Annotated in this window: 15 protein-coding genes; all 15 read right to left on the bottom strand. The window is 51.7% G+C overall.

The genetic code is table 11. The annotated features are described in order from the left end of the window. Positions 1–89: 89 nt before the first annotated feature. Complete coding sequence (locus AAY72_RS02710; RefSeq protein WP_197408364.1) at positions 90–2,402, bottom strand: RND family transporter; 2,313 nt, start codon at positions 2,400–2,402, stop codon at positions 90–92. 7 nt (positions 2,403–2,409) lie between these two features. Beyond that, on the bottom strand, positions 2,410–3,456 hold the full coding sequence (locus AAY72_RS02705) for a YCF48-related protein (RefSeq protein ID WP_057785495.1): 1,047 nt from the start codon (positions 3,454–3,456) through the stop codon (positions 2,410–2,412). 95 nt (positions 3,457–3,551) lie between these two features. Further along, positions 3,552–4,916 carry a DUF1329 domain-containing protein gene (locus AAY72_RS02700; RefSeq protein ID WP_197408365.1) on the bottom strand — a complete coding sequence of 455 codons (1,365 nt, stop codon included), beginning with the start codon at positions 4,914–4,916 and terminating at the stop codon, positions 3,552–3,554. 13 nt (positions 4,917–4,929) lie between these two features. Continuing rightward, positions 4,930–7,005, bottom strand: a complete 2,076-nt coding sequence (locus tag AAY72_RS02695) for a DUF1302 domain-containing protein (RefSeq protein WP_057785493.1) — start codon at positions 7,003–7,005, stop codon at positions 4,930–4,932. A gap of 323 nt (positions 7,006–7,328) precedes the next feature. Beyond that, positions 7,329–7,553, bottom strand: a complete 225-nt coding sequence (locus tag AAY72_RS02690; protein WP_008983637.1) for a DUF2835 family protein — start codon at positions 7,551–7,553, stop codon at positions 7,329–7,331. Beyond that, positions 7,550–10,123, bottom strand: coding sequence for an aminopeptidase N (gene pepN / locus AAY72_RS02685; RefSeq protein WP_057785492.1), 2,574 nt, complete (start codon positions 10,121–10,123; stop codon positions 7,550–7,552). Before pepN ends, AAY72_RS02690 begins: the two co-directional genes overlap by 4 nt. A 65-nt stretch (positions 10,124–10,188) precedes the next feature. After that, entirely contained in the window at positions 10,189–11,679 is a 1,491-nt protein-coding gene (gene nhaC / locus AAY72_RS02680) for a Na+/H+ antiporter NhaC (RefSeq protein WP_369815327.1), read from the bottom strand. Between the two features lie 7 nt (positions 11,680–11,686). Continuing rightward, positions 11,687–13,093 carry a sodium-dependent transporter gene (locus AAY72_RS02675; protein WP_057785490.1) on the bottom strand — a complete coding sequence of 469 codons (1,407 nt, stop codon included), beginning with the start codon at positions 13,091–13,093 and terminating at the stop codon, positions 11,687–11,689. Between the two features lie 90 nt (positions 13,094–13,183). Further along, a complete protein-coding gene (prc, locus tag AAY72_RS02670) occupies positions 13,184–15,205 on the bottom strand; it encodes a carboxy terminal-processing peptidase (protein WP_057785489.1) in 2,022 nt (673 codons plus the stop codon). Between the two features lie 17 nt (positions 15,206–15,222). After that, a complete protein-coding gene (proQ, locus tag AAY72_RS02665; RefSeq protein WP_057785488.1) occupies positions 15,223–15,984 on the bottom strand; it encodes an RNA chaperone ProQ in 762 nt (253 codons plus the stop codon). A gap of 7 nt (positions 15,985–15,991) precedes the next feature. Beyond that, positions 15,992–16,300, bottom strand: a complete 309-nt coding sequence (locus AAY72_RS02660; RefSeq protein ID WP_057785487.1) for a hypothetical protein — start codon at positions 16,298–16,300, stop codon at positions 15,992–15,994. Then, a complete protein-coding gene (locus AAY72_RS02655; protein WP_008949313.1) occupies positions 16,300–16,770 on the bottom strand; it encodes a GAF domain-containing protein in 471 nt (156 codons plus the stop codon). Before AAY72_RS02655 ends, AAY72_RS02660 begins: the two co-directional genes overlap by 1 nt. A 134-nt stretch (positions 16,771–16,904) precedes the next feature. Continuing rightward, positions 16,905–18,746, bottom strand: a complete 1,842-nt coding sequence (locus AAY72_RS02650; RefSeq protein WP_057785486.1) for a protein kinase — start codon at positions 18,744–18,746, stop codon at positions 16,905–16,907. 8 nt (positions 18,747–18,754) lie between these two features. Beyond that, positions 18,755–20,824 carry an exodeoxyribonuclease V subunit alpha gene (gene recD / locus AAY72_RS02645; protein WP_057785485.1) on the bottom strand — a complete coding sequence of 690 codons (2,070 nt, stop codon included), beginning with the start codon at positions 20,822–20,824 and terminating at the stop codon, positions 18,755–18,757. Continuing rightward, on the bottom strand, positions 20,814–24,617 hold the full coding sequence (recB, locus tag AAY72_RS02640) for an exodeoxyribonuclease V subunit beta (RefSeq protein WP_057785484.1): 3,804 nt from the start codon (positions 24,615–24,617) through the stop codon (positions 20,814–20,816). Before recB ends, recD begins: the two co-directional genes overlap by 11 nt. Positions 24,618–24,637 lie beyond the last annotated feature (20 nt).

The following is a 24,637-nucleotide window of genomic DNA, read 5'->3' as shown; positions in this document are numbered from 1 at the left end:
GGCTGAATATTCAGCTTGTTTAAATAGAAAATGGCCTTTCGGCCATTTTCATTGTTTAAGCTGCATAATTATATTTTTTATCTGTTGGGCTAATTATTTTTGCGCCAGAAGAAAGCCGCCAGTGCCGGCAATACGACGATTGCCCCCAACATATTAACGATAAACATAAAGGTCAGCAGGATCCCCATATCCACCTGGAATTTCAGCGCCGAAAATACCCAGGTACTAACACCGATAGCTAGTGTGATACCGGTAAACAACACCGCACTGCCCCGCTCTTTTAACGCCTCAAAGTAGGCCTGACGCAGTGGCATACCATCGCGTAACTGCTGGCTCATCGTTGACAGAATATAGATACCGTAATCCACCCCAATACCCACACCCAGTGCGATAACCGGCAAAGTCGATACTGTCAAACCAATCTGCAACTTAGTCATCAGTGCTGTGGCTAACACTGATACCACATAGAGTGGAATAATGACTGCAGCGGTGGCGCGCACCGAGCGGAAGCTCAGTAAACACAGCAGAATAACTGCCGCATAAACGTACCACATCATCGGTTGCTGCGCGGCACTTACCGCTTCATTGGTGGCAGCCATGACACCGGCCGGGCCGGTTGCCAGCATAAAGCGGGTATCCGCATCACCCAGCTCAGCGCCATGTTGCTTGGCTGCGGCAACCACCCGCTCTATGGTTTCGGCTTTATGATCTTCGAGGAAAATCATCACTGGCATCACTGAGCAATCGGCATTCAATAAACCGGTGCTGGTTTCAACCCGTGATGACGCCTGCACCAGACTTTGCGTATTACGTGGTAATACCCGCCATTTAGCGTTGCCTTCGTTATAGGCGGCGTTAATCACTTTTGATACCGACGGCAAGGATACCGCCGACTGCACACCTGGTACGTTTTCCATCAGCCATTGGAACTGATCGATACGATCCATAATGTCATGATGGGTACAGGCACTGGGAATACTCTCAACCATCACATTGATATAGTCGACTGAGATCGCAAAGCGGTCAGTGATTAAAAAAGTATCCTGGTTATAGCGTGAGTCTTCGTGCAGCGCCGGCGCACCGGCATGCAAATCACCAATTTTCAGTTGCTGGCTCTGCCAATAGCCATAAGCAAACAATAACGCCGTACAGGCCAGGATCACCGCAGCGTAACGGCGCGTGGCAAAGGCGGATAACGCATACCAGGCTTTATCTGCTGCCACATTCGGCTTGGCTACCCGCTCCTGATAGGCTTTACTAAAGCGTACAAAAGACATCAGCACCGGTAACAGGATCAGGTTAGTCAGAATAATGACCGCCACACCCAAACTGGCAGTAATGGCCAGCTCACGGATCACGCCGATTTCAATAATCAATAACGTCAGAAAACCGACCGTATCAGATAACAGCGCCACGCCACCTGGGATCAACAGTTTACGGAAACTGGCCTGGGCTGCAGTTTTGGCATTCATGCCAGCAGCTACCCTTTTACCGGTGGAGTTAATCATCTGTACGCCGTGACTTACGCCTATGGCAAAGACTAAGAACGGGACCAGAATTGACATCGGATCGATGCCAAAACCCAGCACCGTCAGCAAGCCCATCTGCCAGACTACGGCAATCAGTGAACAGGCTATCGGTAATACCGTCAACATCACCGAACGACAGAACAGGAACACCATAAAGGTCGTAATGACGATCGCCACACCGAAGAAGGCAACGACACCTTTAGCGCCTTCTGCCACATCGCCAACCATTTTGGCGAAGCCAATAATATGCACACTAACCTGTTCGGTCTGGTATTTGGCGCGGATATCATTTTCCAGTTTACCGGCAAAGGCGATGGTATCCAGCGGCAGGTTAGTTTCCGGATCGTATTCGAGTAACGAAGCCGTAATCATGGCGCAGCTATAGTCATCCGCGACCATGCGACCGATAACACCGGCTTTCTCGGCGTTTTCTTTCACCCGCGCTAAGCCCTCGGCATCCGGTGTAAAGTCGGCTGGGATAACCGGTCCACCAGCAAAACCATCCTCGACCACCTCAATAAAGCGGGTGCTCGGGCTAAACAGGGATTTAACCAGCACACGCTCCACTCCGGGGGTATAAACCACATCATCATGGGCGCGACGTAAACTATCGAAGAAGTTGGCATTAAAGATATCGCCGCTGGCATCACACATCGCGATCAGAATATTGTTAGCGCCACCGAAGTCCTGTTCATGTTTCAGGTAGGTTTGCATATATTCGTGCTTTAGCGGAATGTTTTTGCTAAAAGCCGCATCCAGTTTGATATCGGTTGCCCGCCACAACAAGACAAGAGTCGCGACCGCAAACAGCACCAGCACCACTAAGCGATGACGGAACAGGCTATACTCAAACTTATTTACCAGCCAATTCATACTCATATTATTCAGACTTATTTATCGTAGTTAGTTTTACACCGGCTTCAGTTACCAGCAACACCTGTTCTGCAATGGCCAGACCATTTAATACCGCGCGGCCGTCGGCCTGTGACTGATCAACAAAGTTCAGACCGTCATCTTCGCTTAATAACAGCGCCCCGGCGTTACCCGCCAAATAAAGCTTGCCCGAGTCATCTTCAAAAATACTGTTCAAGGTCGCAGACACCGGTAACGCAATATCTTGCCAGCTTTCGCCATTATCGGTGCTACGGAACAGGTTACCGCGTAAACCGGCAACCAGCAGCGTTCCGGCCTGAGTGCGGTGAATATCAAACAAAGAGCCATTATAGAACGCCTCCAGCCGGCGCCAACTTTCACCGGCATCTTCACTGATGGCAACGAAACCGGCTTCGCCAACCATCAGGACTTGCTGGCCGGCAACAATTAGCCGGTTAAAATGCGGTAATACCGACTCTCGCTCCAGTAAATAACCTTCCGGATCGGTTTCTTCCAACTCTGCCAAAAACTCCTGATCATCAACCGAGGCCAGTGACAGGTAAAACGCCTTGTCCCAAGTATTACCACCATCATTAGTGGTAAAGAACATGCCATAGGCACCGACCGCCATACCGCGCTGCCGGTCAAAGAAATACACATCCATCAGCGGTTTATCTGTTTCCGGCAAAAACTGTTGGATTTGCCAGGTTTTTCCGCCATCCTGACTATGCAGAATGGTGGCATCATGCCCGACCGCCCAACCATAATCCGCATCAGTAAAATACACTGAGGTTAACAGTGACTGCACAGGCACCTGTGCCTGCTGCCAGTTCGTGCCATCCTGACTCAGCAAAATATGACCACGGTCACCTACTGCTACAAACTGACCGCCAGTGATTTCCACCACATCAGTCAGCAAGCTTTTCGCTACAAGCGGTACAATAAAGGCCGGTTTGGCCTCGCCAGGCGGCAAAGCCGTCTGTTCGGTCATCGCCGCAGCCTGTGGTGTCAAGGCTAACGCCGACAAACAGCCGGCAAGTAAATACTTATGCATAAATCAGTCACACACTCAGTCTATCAAGGCCAGACGACAGGCGCCTGCAGTTAAAAAAAAGGCTGGCTTGCGCCAGCCTTTCTCAGCTTTCCACTTTAACGGGTCCCCTCACGACGCAGCGAGGCTGGCGTGAAATCATTATCTGACAAGGTTACCGAGAAATCATACATCCGATCTTCGTTATCCAGACCTATCGCGATATAACGGCGCGAGTTCAAGTCATGGTAAACCTCTAACGTACTCCAATGTGTTGGCACTTCGTAGTAGTTCAGACCATGCGCTACCGCTACGCGATATAAATCGCCACGGTTGTCATACAGATCGGCAACATGAATTTGCCAGCTATCCTCATCGATAAAGAATACGCGCTTACCGTAAACATGACGGGTGCCTTCTTTCAGCGTTGCCTCAACCACCCAGACCCGGTGTTTTTCATACCGTACGTGCTCTGGATTAATATGGCCAGCCATCAGGATATCGGCATACTTCAACTCTTTGCTGTGCAGCTTGTAATCGTTATAGGCGATATACATTTCCTGCTTACCCTTTAACTCCCAGTTATAACGATCTGGTGAACCGTTAAACATATCGAAGTCATCAGTGGTACGCAGCCCGTCAGAGGCCGTACCCGGCGCATCATAAGCTACATTTGGCGCACGACGAACCCGGCGCTGACCGGTGTTATAAGTCCAGGCCTGACGCGGTGTAGCCACCTGATCCATGGTTTCATGTACCAGCAGCGCAGTACCGGCCAAACGGGCTGGTGTGGTTACGCTTTGCTTGAAGCGGAACAGGATGTTTTCTGCTTGCAGTGCTTCAGGGGTCGCATCCGGGTGGGAATACTTAAACATAATCTGCTCGTCAAAGCCGATAATGGTATAAGCGCCCTGCGCAGTTGGTGCAGCCTGGCCACCATTACGGCTAGCCGCAACACCACGGTAACGGACGATATGGTTCCATATCGCTTCCAGACCGTTGCTTGGGATTGGGAACGGAATACCAATAGCCGCATTTTTCAGGCCATTACCGCCTTGTATTAGCTCAGCTTCAGCAGCAATACGTTTTGTCGCATCATAAAAATATTGCGGAAAAGACGCACTACGACGGGTTGGATACACATTCATTTTAAAGGTATCCGGATACAGATCGAACAACGCAATCTGGCCCGGGCTTAAGAACTGCCGGTACTGATCAAGATTCGCTTTGCTGATTGTGAACAATACCTTGTCCTCAGCAAAGGGATTGGGATGGTGATCGCCAGGTTTATAACCAGCTGGGGCAGCTTGAATACCGCCAGTCCATTCCGGAATAGTACCAGCAGCATTACCCGCCTTCTCAGCACCAACCGGCGTTAAATCTTGTCCCAGACGCGCAACCTGATCGGCAGGTAACTTCGCTAAGGCGTTACAACTGAACACCAGCGCTACGGCTGATGCTAACAGGGTGAGTTTTTTCATAATTCGCGCTCGTCCCTTAAATAGAGTATTTAATATTGAAAGAAATAAAATCACGGTCTTCGGTGTTATTGGTCGTACCTACACCACCCCAGAACCAGTTATAGCTTAATTCACCAGACCATTTGTTCAGGTAATCGAAAGACACCGCGTAAGACGCAGACTTACGATCTTTAACAAACATAAACAGTGGATCAGGCGTGATACCGTTCACATCATGTGAGAACACCAGACGTTGTGATAAGTTCACCCCGGCGAATACGTTGTTATAATCGGCTTTGGCCAGAATACGGTAGCCCCAGGCTGACGCTGTTGGGAATGGATTTGTTTCCGGGCCATTTGATAAGCCAGTATGTAAACCAGTTGACGGACCATTAGCACCAATCAGCGGTGCGCCGCTACGGTCTGTATTTGGACCGTTTAAACGCAGTACATCTTCCGCTGGCATATCGTTGATGCGGATTCCGCCCACTTCAGCCAGCATCGTGAAGTTATCGGCACCTAAGCTTGGTCCAAACAGGTGGGTAAAGGTCATCTGTGCCTGAATGGTGTCACGGAGAATATAACCCTGCGCATAATTGCCCGGAGTGGCTTTCGAACCAATAAAGCGGCCTAATTGTGAAATCCCAGCCAGATCCGGACGAATGCCCGCATTAGCCAGCTGCTCCGGCATACCGGCATACAGAATTTCTACGTCGTCAATTTGCAGTGGCTCGTCCTGACGGTAAGCAATTTCACCGGCTACTGAGGTGGTACCCAGGTTGGTGTTAAAGCTAAAACCATACAGTTTGATATCTTCCGGATACTCCAGTAAGCCTTTAGAGAATGCCTGCAGGTTTTGTACGTTCTGTGCGCTCAGATTACCGGCATTTTGCACCAGATAACCTAGATCTGCCTGAATTGCCGCGGCGCCAAAGTTTGAAGCAACACCGGAAATAACAGGTACCCGGCTATGGTAGTTCATATAGTACAACGCAAACTCGGTATCACCCAGGTTTGGCGCAAAATATTCTAATTTCACACCGTACTGACCACCGTCTTCCGGCTTGATCTCACCCGCATCACCCGCCGGGCGCAGCGCGACCTTAGTCGGGTAAGCAAGATAAAGTTGCGACGCCTGCGTCGGCGTAATCTGACCAGCAGCTAACGCCGCACCTAAACCATTCAGGTTTTGTAACACGAAAGCCAAATCGATATCCGGGTTACCCGAGAAACCTAACTGGATATTCTGCGCATAACCGCCGCGACCCGCGAAGTCGTTGGTTGAAAAGTAAGTGCCTGGGGGGGGTAAATAACTTTCCTGCCAGCTGTATTGGTAGAACAGTTCAGCTGATAATTGATCTGTTAAGCCGACCGCTAAAGTCACCATGCCAGTTGGGATAAAGGCTTCTTTTAAGTCAGCGCCCGGTGCCCGCAAAATACCCACATCGACCGGCGTGATATTAATACCGTGTGGAATAAAGGTGCTTTCGCCCCAGCTGAGTACCTGGTTACCAACGCGGACAGTGACCGGGTTCATGCCATCATTAAAGGCGAAATTGCCATAAATGTAAGCATCCAGCAGGCGCACGTCTTTACAGGCTAACTCACTGGATCTTTTATCCTCACAAGGGTCAACCTTGTTACCGCTTAACGGGTTGGTGTAAGCAAATTTGCCATCATTTAACGCCGTGTCGTAGAAATACATAAAACGGCTAAAGAAACCGATATTATCTTTTTTGATTGAAAGTTCATGTAAGCCTTTAAACAGGCTACTGAACATATCACCACGGTCAAAATTCAGGTTGCCAGCATCACCATTGCTGGAATAGCCGCCTGGCTGAGCCCAGATATCTGCGGAGGGGTAGATCACGTTGGTCGCAGCGTTATAACCGGTCCAGTTAAAGCGTGGATGGTTAACTTTTGCAATGGTATCCCAGTTACGCTCTTCAGTACGCCAGCTGGCACCGTAAGAGAAAGTTGAGTCAAACACCACTTCAACATCACCGAAATTGAATGTGGCTGCCTGAGCCGGTGCATAAGACAGCATTAACAGCGCAGTAGTAATACCGGCTGCCAATGGGCTTTTAGCAAAGCGGATTGGCCTTTTCTTCATTTTGTTGTCTCCCCCCCTGTCCCGACAGGTAGTGTTATGTTCTTTTTTATTTATTGTCCTGAGCCGCCATCATAGCCGCATCAGTTCCTTTCATTAAAATAATTACATCATTTGTAAGCGTTAGCAAGGTTTGCCAAGAGGTAAATCTGTTGATTTTTATTCATTTTTTGCCCTTTTACACTGAGAACTCTCAGCTGCTGCCGTCAGCTAGTTTAATCATGGAGATCAGACCAGCTGACCCACGGGCTAAGCTAATGAAATTAAAGGTCAAACCAGCTAATAAAGCAAGCTAATGTTTTAATCTTGCGTTTAAAGTATATACTCTAACTAATTTTTTCCAGCTGCAAAAAATCCCCCGCCGCATTCACGGTCAGCCGGAAACGACCGTGGATCCCCAGCTGGCTTAAATAGGGTTGGAAATGCCGGAAGGCTAACTGGATACGCTCGCCGCTGTCCGCAGTGACGATGACATAACGCACCTCACCGCGATAATAGCGCTGGCACTTTTCTGCTGATAAAAAAGCGCCAAACAGATAGCTACGGTTCATGTCAGGCTCTTACTCACCTTTTCATAAAGATCATCTGACATAGCACTACCGCTGGCTAACTGCTGTAGTAGTTGCCGCAACAACTGCTGACGGTGTTGATCATAACGTTGCCATGACAGCAGTGGTGTGATCAGGCGGGCAGCAAGCTGTGGGTTCACGGCATCTAATCTGGCTACGACACTGGCCAGTAAGCGGTAACCCTGGCCATCAGCACGATGAAACTGCTGTGGGTTACGCAAAGAAAAGGCAGAGAACAGAGCCCGAACCCGGTTCGGATTTTTCCAGCTAAAGGCCGGATGCGTGGTAAGCTGTTCCAGCTTGGTAAACACCTGATCACTCGGTAGGGTTGCGACCAGACTAAAGTATTTATCCAAGACCTGCACATCGTCCGCGAATCGCTCCGCCAACCGGGCCAAACGGCTGTCGTTTTCGGCCAGTACCGCTGACTGGCCAGCACGCAGCGCCGCTAGTTGATCGGTAATATTATCAGCCTGTTGAAACTGCTGCTCCACCAGCTCCTCACCAACATCAGTATGCGCCAGATAATTTAAACACAGACTCCTCAGCGCACGTTGCCCTACCTGCTGTTGTTGATATTGATAGGGTGCAAACAGCAGCTGCTGATAACAATAGCTAAAATCATCCTGCAATACCGTCGCGAGCTGATGGGTCAAATGTTGTAACGCATCCAGCAAGGCGTCAACCGGGATCGGTTGATACTGCCCGGCCAAGGTCTCAAAATCAGGTAACTGCAACAGTTCCGCGGTCAACGCTAGGTCCTGCAGCGGCTGACGCAATAACTGACGATAGAAAGCCAGCAACTCAGTTGACAGTTGCGGCAGCTCGTTATTGTGCAGTGCCTGACGTAGCGTCAGACTCCAATACTGCTGCATCGCATCCCAGCGGGCAAAGCCATTGCTGGCTTGTGCGGCAATACTGAGCCACTGCTCTGCTGTATACTGACAGTGCAGTTTCACCGGTGCCGAGAAATCTTCCAGCCAAACCACCAAGGGTGCTGTCGCAATCTCAGCTATCACAAATTCCTGAGTCGCTGCCGTTAGCACCAGCAAGGCTTGTTGGCGCAGCTTTGTTTGTGGTTGCAAAATTTCGATTTTTACCGGAATCACCAATGGCTGCTTGCTGTGCTGATCCGCAGTTGCCGGCGTATGCTGAGTCAAGGTTAAGCGTAATTGTTGCGCAGCGGCATCGTAAACCTGAGTTACGCTAACTTCAGGCGTACCGGACTGGCTGTACCACAAGCGGAATTGCTGTAAATCAACACCACTGGCATCCTGCATCGCCTGCACAAAATCATCACAGGTAACCGCCTGACCATCGTGACGTTCAAGATATAGCTGATGCCCGGCAGTAAAACGCTCGCGTCCGAGCAGCGTTTGCAACATCCGGATCACCTCAGCACCCTTATCGTAGACGGTGACGGTATAGAAATTATTCATTTCCAATACTTGCTCTGGACGGATCGGGTGCGCCATAGGACTGGCATCCTCGGCAAACTGTGCGGTGCGAATCAGCTTCACTGCATCTATCCGGCTTAAGGTGGCAGAAGACATATCAGCACTAAATTCCTGATCGCGGAATACCGTCAGCCCCTCTTTTAAACTCAGCTGAAACCAGTCGCGGCAGGTGACACGGTTACCGGTCCAGTTATGAAAATATTCATGACCAATAATCGACTCGATATGATAGTAATCGTTATCGGTGGCAGTTTGTTCATCCGCCAGTACATATTTACTGTTAAAAATATTCAGGCCTTTATTTTCCATGGCCCCCATATTAAAGAAATCAACCGCCACTACCATATAGCGATCCAAGTCATATTCCAGACCAAACCGCTGTTCGTCCCAACGCATCGCACGCTGCAGCGCAGCCAGTGCAAAAGCAGCACGGCGGCCCTTGCCTTTTTCAACAAAAAATTCCAGCACCACCTCGCGGCCACTGGCGGTGACAAAGCGATCCGCCAGCACATCAAAATCACCGGCGACCAGGGCAAACAAATAGCTGGGTTTAGGAAAAGGATCATGCCAGGTTACTGCAGTGCGGCCATCAGCTAATTGTTCAGTGGCAATCTTATTGCCATTGGACAGTAAAAACGGCAGCTGAGCCTGGTCTGCGACAATAGTAGTCGTAAAAACTGATAGCACATCGGGACGGTCCGGATAATAAGTAATACGCCGAAAACCCTCAGCTTCACACTGAGTACAATAGACGCCATCGGCCAGATACAACCCCTCTAGCGCAGTATTCTGTTCCGGGTTAAGTTGCGTTACCACTTCCAGGATGCCAACGTCACCCGGCTCATTAATCGCCAACCCTTTATCGCTAAGCTGATAAGCGTCTTCGCCAAGCGGCGCATCATTTAGCCGGATGCTGATTAACTGCAGCGCCTGGCCATCCAGCCACAAACTGCCAGCCGTCTGCCGTCGGAACTTTAATTTACTGTAGACCCGGGTTGCGACCGGATCCAATTCCACCCGTAACAGGGTTTGCTCAATAACAAAAGCCGGGGCTTGATAGTCAACTAAACGTTTTGGCTGACGGATTTCACTCATACTGCAGATCCCTACTTCATATACTGTCTTAAGGTAAAAAGCCTGAATCTCTTCAGGCTTTTTTCTTAGCTATTTTTACCGGCTAAACCTGGCAACACCGACTCCGGTGGTGTCAGACGGAGGATCTTAATCCCCAGATACGCATAGATCACCGCCAGCACCGGGTTTATCAAATTAAAGAAGGCATAGACCAAGTAATCCAGCGGATTAACATTCAGCACACCATGCATATAGGCACCGCAGGTATTCCACGGAATCAACGGACTGGTTATGGTGCCGCCATCTTCCAGAGCCCGGGATAAGTTGACCGGTGCCAAGCCGCGACGCTCATACTCCTCTTTATACATCCGGCCGGGCATCACAATGGACATATACTGATCGGCGGTCAGGATATTGGTTGCCAGACAGGTTGCCATAGTACTGGTAATCAGTGAGCCGGTGCTACGGGCGAACGCCAGAATTGACTGCACAAATTTCCGTAGCAGGCCAATATGTTCCACCACAGCGCCAAACATCATCGCCGAGAAAATCAGCCAGATGGTGTTGAGCATGCTCGCCATACCACCACCACTGAGCAAATCATCCATATCTTTATTGCCTGTGCTGATGCTAAAACCAGCAAACAGGGTTTGCCACACCAGTTTTGCCACCGCAACGGCGGCAGGTAATTGCTCATCGACTAAGCGGTTTATCAGCTCTGGCTGGAACAACACTGCCCAGACACCACCTAATAAAGCACCGATAAAAACGGTTGGAAAGGCTGGCACTTTGCGCATTGCCATAAATAACAGTACAAACAACGGTACCAGCGTCCATAGGCTGATATTAAATTGACTGTTCAGTACCGCACTGATTTGTTGTACCTGCTCCAGATCTGCACTAACTTCAGTATTAAAACCGATAATCAGGAAACCAAAAACGGCCAGCACAATGCTGGGGATGGTGGTCCACAACATATGCCGGATATGCTGAAATAAATCTGCACCGGCTACGGCGGGCGCCAGATTTGTCGTTTCACTTAACGGCGAGATTTTATCGCCAAAATAGGCACCGGAGACAATGGCACCCGCAGTAATTGCCGGTGACAGCCCCAAACCCGTGGCTACGCCAATCAGCGCGACGCCGATAGTGGCAGCAGTAGTCCAGCTGCTACCGATACTCATCGCGACTACGGCACACAGGATACAACTGGCGGCATAAAACCAGCTCGGGCTCAGTACCTGCAAACCATAATAGATTAAGGTTGGTACTGTGCCGGATAAGAGCCAGGTACCGATTAGCGCACCGACCGCCAGTAAAATCAGTACGGCCGCCAATGACAGCGAAATGCCCTTTACCATCGCGGCTTCAAGATCAGACCAACTGTAGCCGTTTTTCAAACCAATAATGATCGCGACACCAGCGGCAATAAAGAGTGCGATTTGATTTGGCCCGTAAGACGAGTCACTACCAAAAAGTATGACCGACGCCGCCAATAACAGAATCAGTACCAGCATCGGTAGAATGGCATCCAGCAAGCTTGGAGCTCGTACCTGAGTTTGTTCCATGTTCACCATGCTCCGCTTACTGGTTAGTCAGGCTGCGGAACCAGTCCAGCAAGCCGATCAGATTTAAAAATACGATAATCACCGCCACCGGCGTTAACCAACGGATAGCCAAACGCCAGATTTGATAGGCAAAGGGTGTCGTTGCCAGTTCTTCACGGGTCGCTTTTTCCGTCATGACCCAACCAACAAAGACTGCAATAAAGAGTCCTCCCACCGGCAACATAATTGCGGACGTCAGATAATCTTTAAGCTCAAAAAAGTTACTGATTGGCTTACCAAGAATAGTCCAGTCCAGGCTGGCCCAGCTGGCGCCGGCAAAGGAGAATACCGTCAGCAAACCGAGTAACCACAGCGACAAGCCGGTTGCAATGGTCGCCTGATAGCGTTTTAAGCCTTTGGTTTCGACCAACCAGGCAACGGTCGATTCAATCATGGCGATGGTAGAGGTAAAAGCGGCGAACACCAACATCACAAAAAATAGCGTACCAAACAGCGTGCCAAATGGCATGCTACCAAAGGCAATCGGTAAGGTAACAAAAATCAGCCCTGGCCCTTCTGCCGGCGTTAGTCCATAACCAAATACCAGTGGAAATATTGCCAAACCAGCCAACAGAGCGACGGCCGTATCGCACAGTGCAATTAATATCGTTGTTTTACCGATAGACACATTAGTCGGCAAATAAGCCCCGTAAATCATCATAGCGCCAGAAGCTAAACTCAGACTGAAAAAGGCATGCCCTAATGCCAGCAAGACGCCGTTCACCGTCAATTTTGAAAAATCCGGTTTAAACATAAATTCAGCGGCCTGCGCAAAGTCACCATTGAAACCAGAGTAAAGCGCCATCACAAGCAGCAGTACAAATAAGGCCGGCATCAAATAATTAACTGCCTGCTCCAGACCTTTGTGCACACCGCGCCCCACCACATACACTGTCGCCGCCAGAATAACGGTTGAAAATCCAATCAGTAACAGCGGGTTGCTGATAAAACTACCAAACTCAGCGCCAACTTCTGCGGCTGGCATGCCGACAAAATCACCACTGGCCGTTTTAAAGACGTAATACAGTGCCCAGCCGGCTATCACCGCATAAAATGACAGGATCAGGTAACTGGCAACTAAGCCGCTCCAACCCGCCAGTTGCCAACGGGTACTGCCATTAGCCTCTAAGGCCAGCGTTTTTACTGATAAACCGGGGCTCTGCCTGCCGCGCCGGCCAATCAACACTTCCGACATCATAACCGGAATACCGATCAGTAAAATACACAGCAGATAAACCAGCACGAAGGCACCGCCGCCGTTCTGACCCATAATGTAGGGGAATTTCCAGATATTTCCCAAGCCGACTGCAGCACCGGTGGCGGCAAGAATAAAAGCCAGACGGCTCGACCAAAGGCCGTGCACGGATTGACGTGTTCCCGACATAGTTAACCTTTATAATTATTATGTTGTTGTAATACGTATTATGATTATTGAGAAAAGGCGGTTAACACCGCCCTTTTCGCTTATGCTGACTTACTTTTTGGCCAGCCGGTTTAACTGCAACCAGTCTGACGTGATGTGGGCAGCTTCTTCTAAAAATGGATCCAGCTTGCTCAATACCTCAGGTGCGTCGTCAACCGAAGTAACCGCAGGTAATTCCAGCCGTTTCAACCGCTCATTGGTACGTTGTAACGCCCTGGCCTCATCACTTTTACGCTTAGCAATGCGCTCCGCCTTATTTAACGATACCCGCTTTTCATCTTTCTGCTGCTGATATTCAGCGATATCGGCGGCCAGATACTGAAACTCGACTTCATTCGCAATACGCTGCTGATGCTTTTGCTGCAACACAGGGATAACTTGTTGCAGATCTTGCTGCGCCGCATACTGCGCCGGGGTGATCGCATCCCAGGGCAGAGCATAGTCTTCCTTACTCTCACCCCAGTCTGCAGGGTCAATTGCCGACGGGAAGCTAATATCCGGAATCACACCTTTATGCTGGGTGCTGCCACCATTAATGCGATAGAACTTCGCCATGGTGTATTGCACACTACCGAGCTGTTGCTCAAACATGTCGTAGATCCGACCTATTCCGCGATGTTGCTGCACAGTTCCCTTACCAAAGGTCTGCTCACCTATCACCAAGGCCCGGCCATAATCCTGCATCGCAGCAGCAAAAATCTCAGAGGCTGAGGCACTGTAGCGGTCAACCAGTACCGTTAGTGGACCATCATAAAAGGAGACGCCATCGCTATCACCATTCAGACCAATCTTGCCATCGCCATATCGGATTTGTACCACCGGACCACGATCGATAAATAAACCGGTTAACAGGGTAGCTTCTTGCAGGGAGCCGCCGCCATTACCACGTAAATCAACGATCAGAGCTTCAACTTTTTGCTCGTTCGCCTCGGCCAGCAGCTTTTTCACGTCCTCAGACAAATTGTTATAAAAGCCCGGGATATTAATGACGCCAACTTTAGACGTTAATTCGCCTAGTTTGGGCTCCAGTACTTCAAATTTTGCTGCCCGGTCTTCCAGCCGGATCTTATCGCGAACGATCTCCACCACCTGAGTCTGGCTATTTACATCACTACCGCCCAGTACCTGTAAACGAACTTTACTACCCTTGGGACCTTTGATCAGATCCACTACATCGTCCAGGCGCCAGCCTACAACATCAACGAAATCTTTACTGTCCTGCGCTACGCCAATAATACGATCTTTTGGCTTTAAGCGTTGGGTCAGATCCGCCGGCCCCCCCGGCACCAGACTTTGGATTACCGTATAATCCTCATCGGCACGCAGTACCGCACCAATGCCTTCCAGCTGCAGGTTCATTTCCTGCTGAAAACGATCGGCATTACGCGGAGACAGATAGGACGTATGGGCTTCTACCGCTCTGCCGAACGAGTTCATGACTAACTGGAATACATCTTCGCTATTCGTTTGCATCAGGCGTTTCTGCGTATTGCGATAACGCTTAACCAAAATTTCTTTGGCTTCCGCCAGAGTTTTACCGGTCAGTTTTAAATTGAGTAAGTCGAACTTAACCCGTTGCCGCCATAACTCATCCAACTCGGCTCGGTCTGAAGGCCAGGCTGCATCTTCACGGTCATAAACGTAATAGTCATCGGCTTCAAAATTGTGCTCTTGCTCCAGTTGCTGGATGGCAAAATCAAAACGTTCAAAACGCCGTTGCTGCGCCAAATTGAAGAAATCGAATGCAAAACTCAGGTTGCCACGATTGATCGCATCGTCAAATTGATTGCGATATTGCTCAAAGTCGCTGACATCGCTGGCTAACAGGTGGTTACGGTAGTAATCAAGGTTTTTCAGGTAGAGGTCAAAAATTCGCCCTGACAGCTCGTCATTCAACTGCACCGGTAAATAGTGGGCCCGGGTAAAGGTTGCCGCTACCCGTTTGCTGGCAGTCGCATGTTGTGGCGACTGGCTAATGACCGGTAAGGCGCTGATATCAACCGGCGTTGTGGTCTCTGCAGCAACGCCAAGTGCTAAAAATAAACCAACAGCTATCAGGGAAAATTTTTTCATAACACTCTCAGTTTGCGTCAGGCCTGAAACAGGCTGTCCTGACGTGTTTTGATCACCATTCCGGAGTTTAACTGTACCGTCACATCCGGCAGGTTTACTTCTGTTACTGTCGCTGGCATTGGACTTGAGCCTAACTTCACCAGCACCTTAGCGCCGACCACTGTGTGTTGCGGTGCTAACGCCGCTAACTCTACCGCAGCCGCAGCAGGTTTAACGACAGGGCTTTGTACCGCTTTAACCGGCGCTTTCACACTCTTAGAGGCAGCTTTAGGGTTTTTGTTCGGTCTTTTTTGTTCTGACCGTACCGGTTTAGCTGCGCCCGGGCTTCTTTCAGCTTGCGCCGTCTTTGCCGCCAGCGCTTTTTGCTCCTGTTGCCGGACCTTACGTTTCTCAGCGGCTTTTTGTTTACTTTCTGCCAATAATTTTGCCGCATGCTCCGCTTGCTGAGCATCTATCAGCTCAGCAGGCTGGCCATCTAAGTCGACCCGGCTGGCACCTTCTTTGATGGCTTCCAGGTAACGCCAACTCGAGGTATAAACCCTTAGCGCTTGCCGCAATTGGGTTTTACTCACAGCGGCATCCTCACCCAGGCGAGCTGCCAGATCTTGAAAGATCCCCACTTTTAAGGGTTTTACCGGACCCTCGCTAATAAAGCATAGCGGAAAATTTGCGGTTAAAAAGCTTAAAACCTCTTTTACATTCGCTGGTTTTTCCGCTACCGGCGTCGCCAGTTCAGAATTTACAGGGGTATCAGCCGTTACAGGGGTAGCAATTGTCATGCAGCATTCACTCTTCTTCATCAGCAGGCTCATCGTCAGCCATGCCTTCTTCTATTTGTTGTTGGATATAGGACAGTGCCCAATCAATCAGTTCGTCTTCGTCAGCGTCCAGTAATACCGTATCGCCACGCAGTTGCTCCCACAACAGTGGCATTAACTGGCGAATTTGCTTAGTGGTTAAACTATCAGGTAGCGCATCCCACACTGCGTGCACTATGGTATTAAATTTATCGGCAACCAGCTCTTCTTCGCCATCCCAGTCACCGACGTCTTCCACCTGCAGCAGGTAATCCTGCACTGAGAGCAAGTCTTTCATCAGGCGGCAACCAAGGCTTGTTCAAACGCAGCAACCAAGGCAGCCAAGCCTTGCTGATCGACGTCGTCAAAGCGGTTTAGTGACGGACTGTCGATATCCAGTACCGCAATAATGTCGCCGCCTTGCCGTACCGGTAACACAATCTCTGAATTACTGGCAGCATCACAGGCGATATGCCCCGGGAATTCATGCACATCGGCAACGCGTTGGATTTCACCCGTTGCGACACAGGTGCCACAAACGCCCTTGCCTACCGGGATCCGCACACAGGCCACCTTACCCTGGAAGGGTCCCAGCACCAGTTCGCCCTGGCGCATAATATAAAAGCCTGCCCAGTTTAAATCTGGCAGGCTTTGAAATAGTAAAGCACTGAAATTGGCCATATTGGCAATCACATCGGTTTCTTCCTGCAGCAAAGCCTTAGCCTGCTGCAGCAATTCAGCATAGAGTGCGTGTTTTTCGCTCGACATCTTCGTTCGTAAAGTGAGTTAGGGTCAAAAGCAGTACATTACTTGTTTTAAGCGCTAATTTAAACCTTTTTTAGCACGTCACGCTGGCGTCCAGGCGCAGTCCGTACACTAAACACGACTAATTGCTGCTTATTTCAGCAAGAGCCGCCTGCGGCGTTAAACTGCAACGGGTTGGCGGGATACAACAGCTGTGGTGCCTGACTCTGATGACTAAACTTGCGGGTGTCTTTATATGGCAGCTTCATAAAGCCCCCGACACCGTCACCGCTGATCAAACCCACCTTACTGAGGATACTCTGCAGTAAACGGTTAAATTCTGGTTCAGCCGCCGGATCCAGCAGGCGGTAGTAGCTGTGGATCTTCATATACAAGGGCGTGACCTCAAAGATAATACAACCGGTATGCCGGATCAGGTTAAGCCGCGCGATATCGTCCATAATGGCATCGGGTAATACCAATTGCTCATCCGGATCCTTACCATCTTCAAAGTAAGAGTGCTGCTTACTGGCTTCCTCTGCACTGAGTACCGGCGCCAGCTGATACGGAATACGACTCTCTCGCGGTGCCACAAAGGGCTCCGCTTCCGATGCGCGGCTAATATGAATAGTATTGCGGGCATTAAATAGACAGGCTTTAAAGATCCCGACCTTGCCGATAGCACGGGCCAGCGTCACCACATTATTAACCGCCAACGCGAAGGCCTGACTCAGGCTCTGATCATATAAATTCAGACTGCTGTCGATATAGATGCCGCCGGCCTGCCAGTGGATGGCTAAACCGCCTACGACCGGATAGCGCCCGAGCCGGCTGACGGCAGCGATAAAGGCTTTTTCGGTTTCGCCCATCCCTTCCAGATAGTTTTTGTAATAGCGTTCCAGCTGCACATCATCGACGTAGGCGATATCCAGCTCTTCGTTATGCTCGCGTAAAAAGGATTTGCGCGACGAGTACACCACGGTATCCAGCTCACGCCGCTGTGGGCTCACCCAAACCGGCAATACGGGGCTGTCATCAAACAGCGGCAGTTCCGGTAATACCAACTGCTTTAAGCGCGGCATCTGCTTGATAAAATAATCACCGGCCTGCTGGCGTAATGACAGATCATCGGCCAGCATACTATCCAGTAAGGTGGCAAACTCCAGCGGCAAACCCAGACTACGTGCCGGAATAGCTTTGCGGCCGAAGCGGCAGGCCTGCCCCGAGGCCAGCGCATAGAGGGTACTGGCGACGCCCTGCTCGTCAAAGCGTGGGCTGGATAACTGCCCGCTGCGCTGTTCCGGGCCAATAAAATAGACATCGCCCATCCGGGCATTGGAGTGTTGCAGATCAGCTGACATCAGCTGCATCACGTTATTCGACAGATAATGCCCCTCGTGATCCAACTGAGCAAACACCGAGGAGCCCCAGTCAATCAGGCTCAGGTGGCCGCTTTGCTCCTCAAATACCAGATTAGAAGGCTTAATATCGCCATGGACTATCGGCGCCGGCGCGCCGTCTTTTTCGATACTACGTAAATATTGCAGCAGCTCAGCCAGTTGCGCCGCCAGATCCACCAGCAAACGTACCGGCAGGCGGCCATGCTGCAGGCTGTATTGCTCTAAATCGATACCCGGCGCCCGATCCATCATCAGAATGCCCTGCTTGCGCACCACCTGATAAGTGATATAACGCGGCACCGCCGGATGTTGTACCTGCGACAACATATAGGCTTCATCGGCCAGACGTTCCTGAATATGCTGCGGCAGATTGATGCGCGAGAACTTAAATACATAGCATTCGTCGTTAATGCCAAAGCCGGCAAAGGCAAAACCGTAAGCACCTTTACCGAGCAAATGGATATCCCGGTATCCTAGTTGTTGTAACTTGCTGATACAGAGCGCCACCCAATCTTTCAGCTTTTTCGCGTCATTGGCGTTCAACAGATAGATTGACTGTTCTTCCGGGATATAGAAATTGCGCAGATTACGTTCTTGCATCAGGGATTTTACTCATCTAAGGGCAAGCGCCCGGCCCGCACGGTGCGTCTTTGCACCGCCTGTTTCAGCACCTGATAATCTGGGACCACCAGGGTCAGTTGCTTTGCCGCCCGGGTAATGCCGGTATACAGCAGCTCGCGGCAGAGTACCGGGTTATCCCGCTCCGGCAATACCAGCACGGTATGACTGAACTCTGAGCCCTGCGACTTATGCACTGTCATCGCAAAGACGGTTTCAACAGCACCCAGGCGGCTAGGTAAGATCCACCTTAACTGGTTATCAGCATCAATAAAGACCACACGTTTTTGCTGATCCTGCGGTGAAATCAGGACAATGCCGATGTCACCATTACGCAAATTCAGATTATAGTCATTACTGCTAACCATTACCGGCCGCCCCTCATACCAGCTATCCTGCTGCAAACTGCGACTGGCCGGCAGTTGCGGCAAGGCCTGTTGTACCAGCTGATTTAAACCGGCAACGCCAAAGGGACCTTCACGCACGGCCGTTAATAACTGAAATTGCTGATAGCTGTTAAGCACCGCCCGCGCCCACTGCTCAATAGCGCCCGCCTCGGCACCCGCGTCAGGTTTGGCCGCTAGCTGCTGCCAGTAGGCGGCAAAGCCACGACGGCACAAGGCTGCTAACTGTTGCAGCGGATCTTGCTCCGGCTCCCCGGCTAATAACTGCAGATCCTGATAGCCCGCCTGACCTGATAACAAATAATCGACCTGCGCCTGCTCACCCTGATTGACTGCGCGGGCCAGGGCGCCAATACCACTGTGTTGATCAAAACGCCGGCTAACCCGCAACATCACCACCTGTTGTAGCCGCTGCCGCGGCGTGCTGGTTGCCAACTGCGCCGGTATAGGTGCGGCGCTGAATTGCTGCAGATAAGCCATAGTTTCTGCACTATAGCCACCCTGCTCGGCATCCTGACAAAGCTGTCCTAAAATAGCGCCGGCTTCCACTGAGGCCAGCTGATCCTTATCACCTAATAAAATCAGGCGGCCATCCGCCGGCAGTGCCGCTAGCAGCGCCTGCATCAGCTCAATATCAATCATACTGGCTTCATCAACAATCAACACGTCAAGCGCCAGCGGTTTACTGCGCTGATGCTTAAATTGCCGGCTGCCGGCTTGTACCCCCAACAGTTTATGCAGGGTCGCGCTGTCGGCGCGGATCACGGAAACCGCGCTCTGCCAGTCTTCTGCCAGCGCTTGTAAGCTTTGCATCGCCTGGGTAATCGCCTCTTTCATCCGCGCCGCGGCTTTACCGGTGGGAGCTGCCAGCTTGATGGTCAGTGGCGTGGCCGACAAACGCTGTAACAGCGCCAGTAAGCGCACCAGGGTATAGGTTTTACCGGTGCCCGGTCCGCCGGTGATCACACTAAAACGGCTACGCAGGCTGTTGGCGCAGGCCAGCTTTTGCCAATTGATCTGAGCAAAGGCATCGCCAGCGCTAACTGCTAACGACTCAGCGCCAAACAGTTGATCCAGATAACGTTTTAGCTGCGCCGGCTCTGCCGGCAGGCTTACCGCTTGCATCAAAGCGCGCAAGTCGGCGGCGATCTGTTGCTCTGCTGACCAGTAGCGGGCGAAATAGAGTATCTGTTGATCCAATACCAGCGGCCGGCCCGGCGCTACGCTGGCAATCGACTCAGCGTTGGCCGGTGTTACAGTAAGCACCGTATCGCACTGTGTCAGGCAGGCCTCCAGCTCGTCCAGACTATATGACGCCAGTAGTAGTGCCGGATCCGGTAACAGACTGCCATCCTGCTGGCTTAACGCCTCAGGGCTTAACTGCGCACTCTGGTAATTGAGCAGCTGTGGCGCATCGGCCAGTAAATCGGCCAGTGGCAAACAGACATGGCCGCGGCCAACCTGTCGCGACAGTAAGGCAGCAAGCAACAAACTCAGGGGTTGTACTGTGGGTGCGTTCTGCGCCAGAAAGCGGGCAAAGGCTAGGTCAAGCTGACTTAACAGCTGCTGGCGCTGATAGGCGGCCAGTAGCGCCAGCATCGCCTGACGATCCTGCAGCCGTTGTAACACCTCAGGTAGCACTGCACTAATCAGCATCGGCGACCTCCACAGCAGACTGAGGCTCTTGTTGCATAAAGTATTGCTCTAAACTCAGTATCAACGACTCCGGTACCCGATCGATAAAGGCGCCACGGCTACTGGCTTGCTGGCCACGCAAAAACAGATACACCACGCCGCCGACATGCTGCTGATAGCTATATGCGTCTTTTAAGCGGGCTTTTAAAAGCTTATGCAGGGCCAGGCTATAAAGCACATATTGCAGCTCATAGCGGCTTTGTAAGATTTTCTGTTGCATCGCTGCCGGGTGATAAGCCGCATCATCCGGCCCCAGATAGTTTGATTTATAATCCAGCACGTAGTACTTACCCTGATGTTCAAACAGCAAGTCGATAAAACCTTTTAACATGCCATTTAAGTAGTTACGGCTAAGCTCAGGCCTGGCGGCACCGCCCAGCACAGCGGCCTTAACCCGCTTGTCCAGTTGCCGGGTACTGACCCCCTGTACGGCGAACCAGAACTCAGGCTCAGCCCGATAGCTACGCAAGGCATTAAGTGCTACCTGCCCACCACCCGGTAACGGAAAACTCAGCTGCAGATAGCCATGTAACCAACGACTTAATAACTCAGCGCGCTGCGCCCAGCTTCCGTGGCGGCAGCGCCGGGCAACCAGGCTTTGACACAGCTCAGGATCGGCTGCCACGGCGGCGAAGCCGTGCTCAGCCGCATCCTGCAACAAGTTATGCAGCAAGGTCCCTGGCCCGGCTCCGCGTGGAAAGTCATGCAAACTGACTAAGTCTGGCGTTGCTGGCAAGGACTGCGCGACAGCGGCAAATTGCGCTGCACTGTCTGCTGCCAAGGCTGCCGGGGAGGCATTCGGCATGGCTTCTGCAAGCAGCGCACTGGCCTGCTCTTCCAACAGGTTATGCTCCAGCGCGGTATCGCCCTGACTGGCAGCACCATAGGTTAACGCCGAATAACTGGCGATCCACCAAGGCTCAAAAGGTTGCGCAGTATTGCGTTGCCGCGCGGCAAACTGTGAGGCTGAGCCGCTGTGCGCCGGCGGCAAATGCTGCGGTGCGCTAAAATCAGGCAAGGCAAGCACCTGAATGTCTTTGGCATTAGCAGGCCACAGCGCCTCGGCTTGCTGTAGCAGCTGCAGCGGCTCTGTCGCCTGATCACAGCCCAGCAGATAGGCCAGCGCTGAGCGCTGCCAATCACCTACCGGACTTAAACTAAGCCAGGTCGCATATTTGGCCCGGGTCACTGCCACATAGAGCTTGCGGATATCTTCGCCCAGCCGCTCCTGATCGGCGGTTGCCAGTTCAAGCTTGCCGGGCGTCAGGCTTTGCACCAGTTCACCGGCTTCATTATGAAAGCTTACCAGCCGGTCATCATGACTTACCGGACGGCACAGGCTGATAAAGGGCAAAAATACCAGTGGATACTCCAGCCCTTTCGATTTATGGATGGTCACAATTTGGATCAGCTCAGCATCACTTTCCAACCGCACTATCTGGTCATCTGCTGGCTGGGCAATGGCTTCCTGCTGGTACAGATGCTGATAGAAATAGCGCAGCAACGCATGCACACCATCCAGTTTGACACTGGCCTGCTGCAACAGCTCGGCAAGATGCAGTAAATCGGTCAGATAGCGCTCGCCACCGGCGTTCGCTAACACCCGCTCTGCCACCTGAAACTGCTGCACTAACTGGCGGATCAGCGCCAATACGCCGCGCTGCTGCCAGCAGTGGCTAAACTGATAAAACCATTCCTGATACTGCTGCCAAAGCCTATCGTCATGCCTTAGCGCATCCAACTGCGCCAGCGGCAAGGCCACCAGTGGCGTATAGAGCGCGTTTAGCAGCGCCTGCTGATTGGCCGGCTCGGCACAGGCCTGCAACAGTAAATACAGATCGCCGGCCACTTCACTGTCGAACACGGAATTACGATCCGATAAATACACGCTGGCCATGCCGCGCTCACGCAGCTGCTGCTGGATCAAATGCCCTTCCTGATGGGTACTGACCAAAATCGCGATATCTTTACTTTGCAGCGGTTGTAAGGTCGGCGCAGTCGCAGCCTCCTGCCGCAGCATAAAACCCGTGCGCCCGGCGGCAGCACTACCCAGCAGAGCACCAATATAGTCAGCAACCCGGCCCGCCAGCTGCTCCCGGTACAGGGTTTTACTCAGTGCTTTACTATCGTCTGCACCCTCATCGAAACTGCCGGCACTGGCAGTCCACAGGGTTAAGGCAGCCGCAGCCGGTTGACCGTCAATCATCAGCTCGGCTTTAACGCCCCTGGCGTTAACTTCAGTAAAAGGCAACGGGTTGCCGCTGCTGTCCGCGAATAAAAATGCCTGCCTGGCGGCGCTTTGCTCGGCTGGCCGAAACAACGCATTAACGGCCGCCACCATCTGCTTACTGGAGCGGAAGTTGGTGGTCAGCGTATAGTGGCGCCCTAAGGTATCGCGGCGGGCTTGCAGATAGGTGAAAATATCACCGCCACGAAAGGCATAAATCGCCTGCTTCGGATCGCCTATCAAATAGACTGCCTGTGCCGCTGCATTGCTGGCCAGCTGGTATACCGCACTGAAAATGGCGTATTGCGCCGGATCGGTATCCTGAAACTCATCAATCATTGCCACCGGGTATTGCTGCCGTAGAATAGCAGCCAGTGCCGGCCCGGCATCACCCTCCAGTGCACGCCGGCATTGCTGGATAATGTCATCAAAGCCCATTTTGGCTTGCTGCTGCAGTTGTTGCTCCAGATGCGCCTTACACCAGCTTACCGCCTGTGGTAATAGTAATGGCCGCAGCGCCGGCCCTTCGGACAGTAGCGCAACCAACTCCAGCAAGGCCGCCGGCCAGTCTGCTGCCAGCGGTTCGCCCTGATAATGTTGGTAAAACTGCTTGCCGTAATTGTCGATAAAAGAGGTTTTCAGTTCAGGTAACTGCGTTACGGCCTCAGCAACAGCTAAGGCCGTCCAATCCAGCAAGGGGGCAAAATCCTGACGGGCTTTTTTCAGATTATAGGTTCTGGGTTTACTAAAGCTGCCGGCCGCTTCGGCCGCGGCAATCCAATCCAGCCAAGCCGGTAACGCTTGTTGCCAATAGTAAAAGGCGCTACTGAGCCGCTGCTGATAGGCTTGCTCAGCCGCCAACAGCAGCTCGGCTAATTGTACCGGCTCAGAACTGGCACTGGCCTGGGCCCATAACGGCCGTAGATCATCCAGTAAGGCTTCCGGCTCACGGTATAGAGCCTGGATCTGTTGTAGTTGTTCGCTTGGTAATGGGTAGCAGCAGCTGCGCCAAAAGTCTCTTACCGCCTCTAATTGCAGGGCGCTAAGATCGGTCAGCAACTCCTGTTGAAACAAACTGCCGCTATTAAACGCATGCTCGCGCAGCACCTGCTGGCACCAGCTATGGATGGTTTTGACACTGGCTTCATCCATGGCTTCGCTGGCCATTTGCAGCGCATAGGCACATTCCGGCCAATGCTGCGGCGCAAAATCGGCCTTCAGTGCCTGCAACACAGCATCGGCGCTGGCCGAAGCGTCACGAAACAATGCCGCCGCCTCCACCAGACGCTGACGGATCCGGTCTTTTAGCTCTGCCGTTGCCGCCTTGGTAAAGGTCACCACCAGAATATCCGCCGGCAATAGCGGTGTGCTGCGACTGGCTGCCGCTGTCAGCCTCGGCAGATGCGCCAGAATAAAACGTAAATACAGCGCTGCTATGGTATAGGTTTTACCGGTACCAGCACTGGCTTCAATCAATACACTGCCGTGCAGCGGTAATTGCAGCGGGCTGGTTAGTTCTTGGCTCATGGCTGCTCCTGACTCGTGAT

Origin of the sequence: Alishewanella sp. WH16-1 (assembly GCF_001441695.1) — a bacterium.
Classification (GTDB): Bacteria; Pseudomonadota; Gammaproteobacteria; order Enterobacterales; family Alteromonadaceae; genus Alishewanella; species Alishewanella agri.
Note: the sequence above shows the minus strand (reverse complement) of the source record. Positions and strands in the feature narration are given on the sequence as shown.

Excerpts from the sequence above, each read along its gene's own strand:
- AAY72_RS02710 (WP_197408364.1), bottom strand. The coding sequence starts at position 2,402 with ATGAATTGGCTGGTAAATAAGTTTGAGTATAGCCTGTTCCGTCATCGC.
- AAY72_RS02705 (WP_057785495.1), bottom strand. The coding sequence starts at position 3,456 with ATGCATAAGTATTTACTTGCCGGCTGTTTGTCGGCGTTAGCCTTGACA.
- AAY72_RS02695 (WP_057785493.1), bottom strand. The coding sequence starts at position 7,005 with ATGAAGAAAAGGCCAATCCGCTTTGCTAAAAGCCCATTGGCAGCCGGT.
- AAY72_RS02690 (WP_008983637.1), bottom strand. The coding sequence starts at position 7,553 with ATGAACCGTAGCTATCTGTTTGGCGCTTTTTTATCAGCAGAAAAGTGC.
- pepN (WP_057785492.1), bottom strand. The coding sequence starts at position 10,123 with ATGAGTGAAATCCGTCAGCCAAAACGTTTAGTTGACTATCAAGCCCCG.
- nhaC (WP_369815327.1), bottom strand. The coding sequence starts at position 11,679 with ATGGTGAACATGGAACAAACTCAGGTACGAGCTCCAAGCTTGCTGGAT.
- AAY72_RS02675 (WP_057785490.1), bottom strand. The coding sequence starts at position 13,093 with ATGTCGGGAACACGTCAATCCGTGCACGGCCTTTGGTCGAGCCGTCTG.
- prc (WP_057785489.1), bottom strand. The coding sequence starts at position 15,205 with ATGAAAAAATTTTCCCTGATAGCTGTTGGTTTATTTTTAGCACTTGGC.
- proQ (WP_057785488.1), bottom strand. The coding sequence starts at position 15,984 with ATGACAATTGCTACCCCTGTAACGGCTGATACCCCTGTAAATTCTGAA.
- AAY72_RS02660 (WP_057785487.1), bottom strand. The coding sequence starts at position 16,300 with ATGAAAGACTTGCTCTCAGTGCAGGATTACCTGCTGCAGGTGGAAGAC.
- AAY72_RS02655 (WP_008949313.1), bottom strand. The coding sequence starts at position 16,770 with ATGTCGAGCGAAAAACACGCACTCTATGCTGAATTGCTGCAGCAGGCT.
- AAY72_RS02650 (WP_057785486.1), bottom strand. The coding sequence starts at position 18,746 with ATGCAAGAACGTAATCTGCGCAATTTCTATATCCCGGAAGAACAGTCA.
- recD (WP_057785485.1), bottom strand. The coding sequence starts at position 20,824 with ATGCTGATTAGTGCAGTGCTACCTGAGGTGTTACAACGGCTGCAGGAT.
- recB (WP_057785484.1), bottom strand. The coding sequence starts at position 24,617 with ATGAGCCAAGAACTAACCAGCCCGCTGCAATTACCGCTGCACGGCAGT.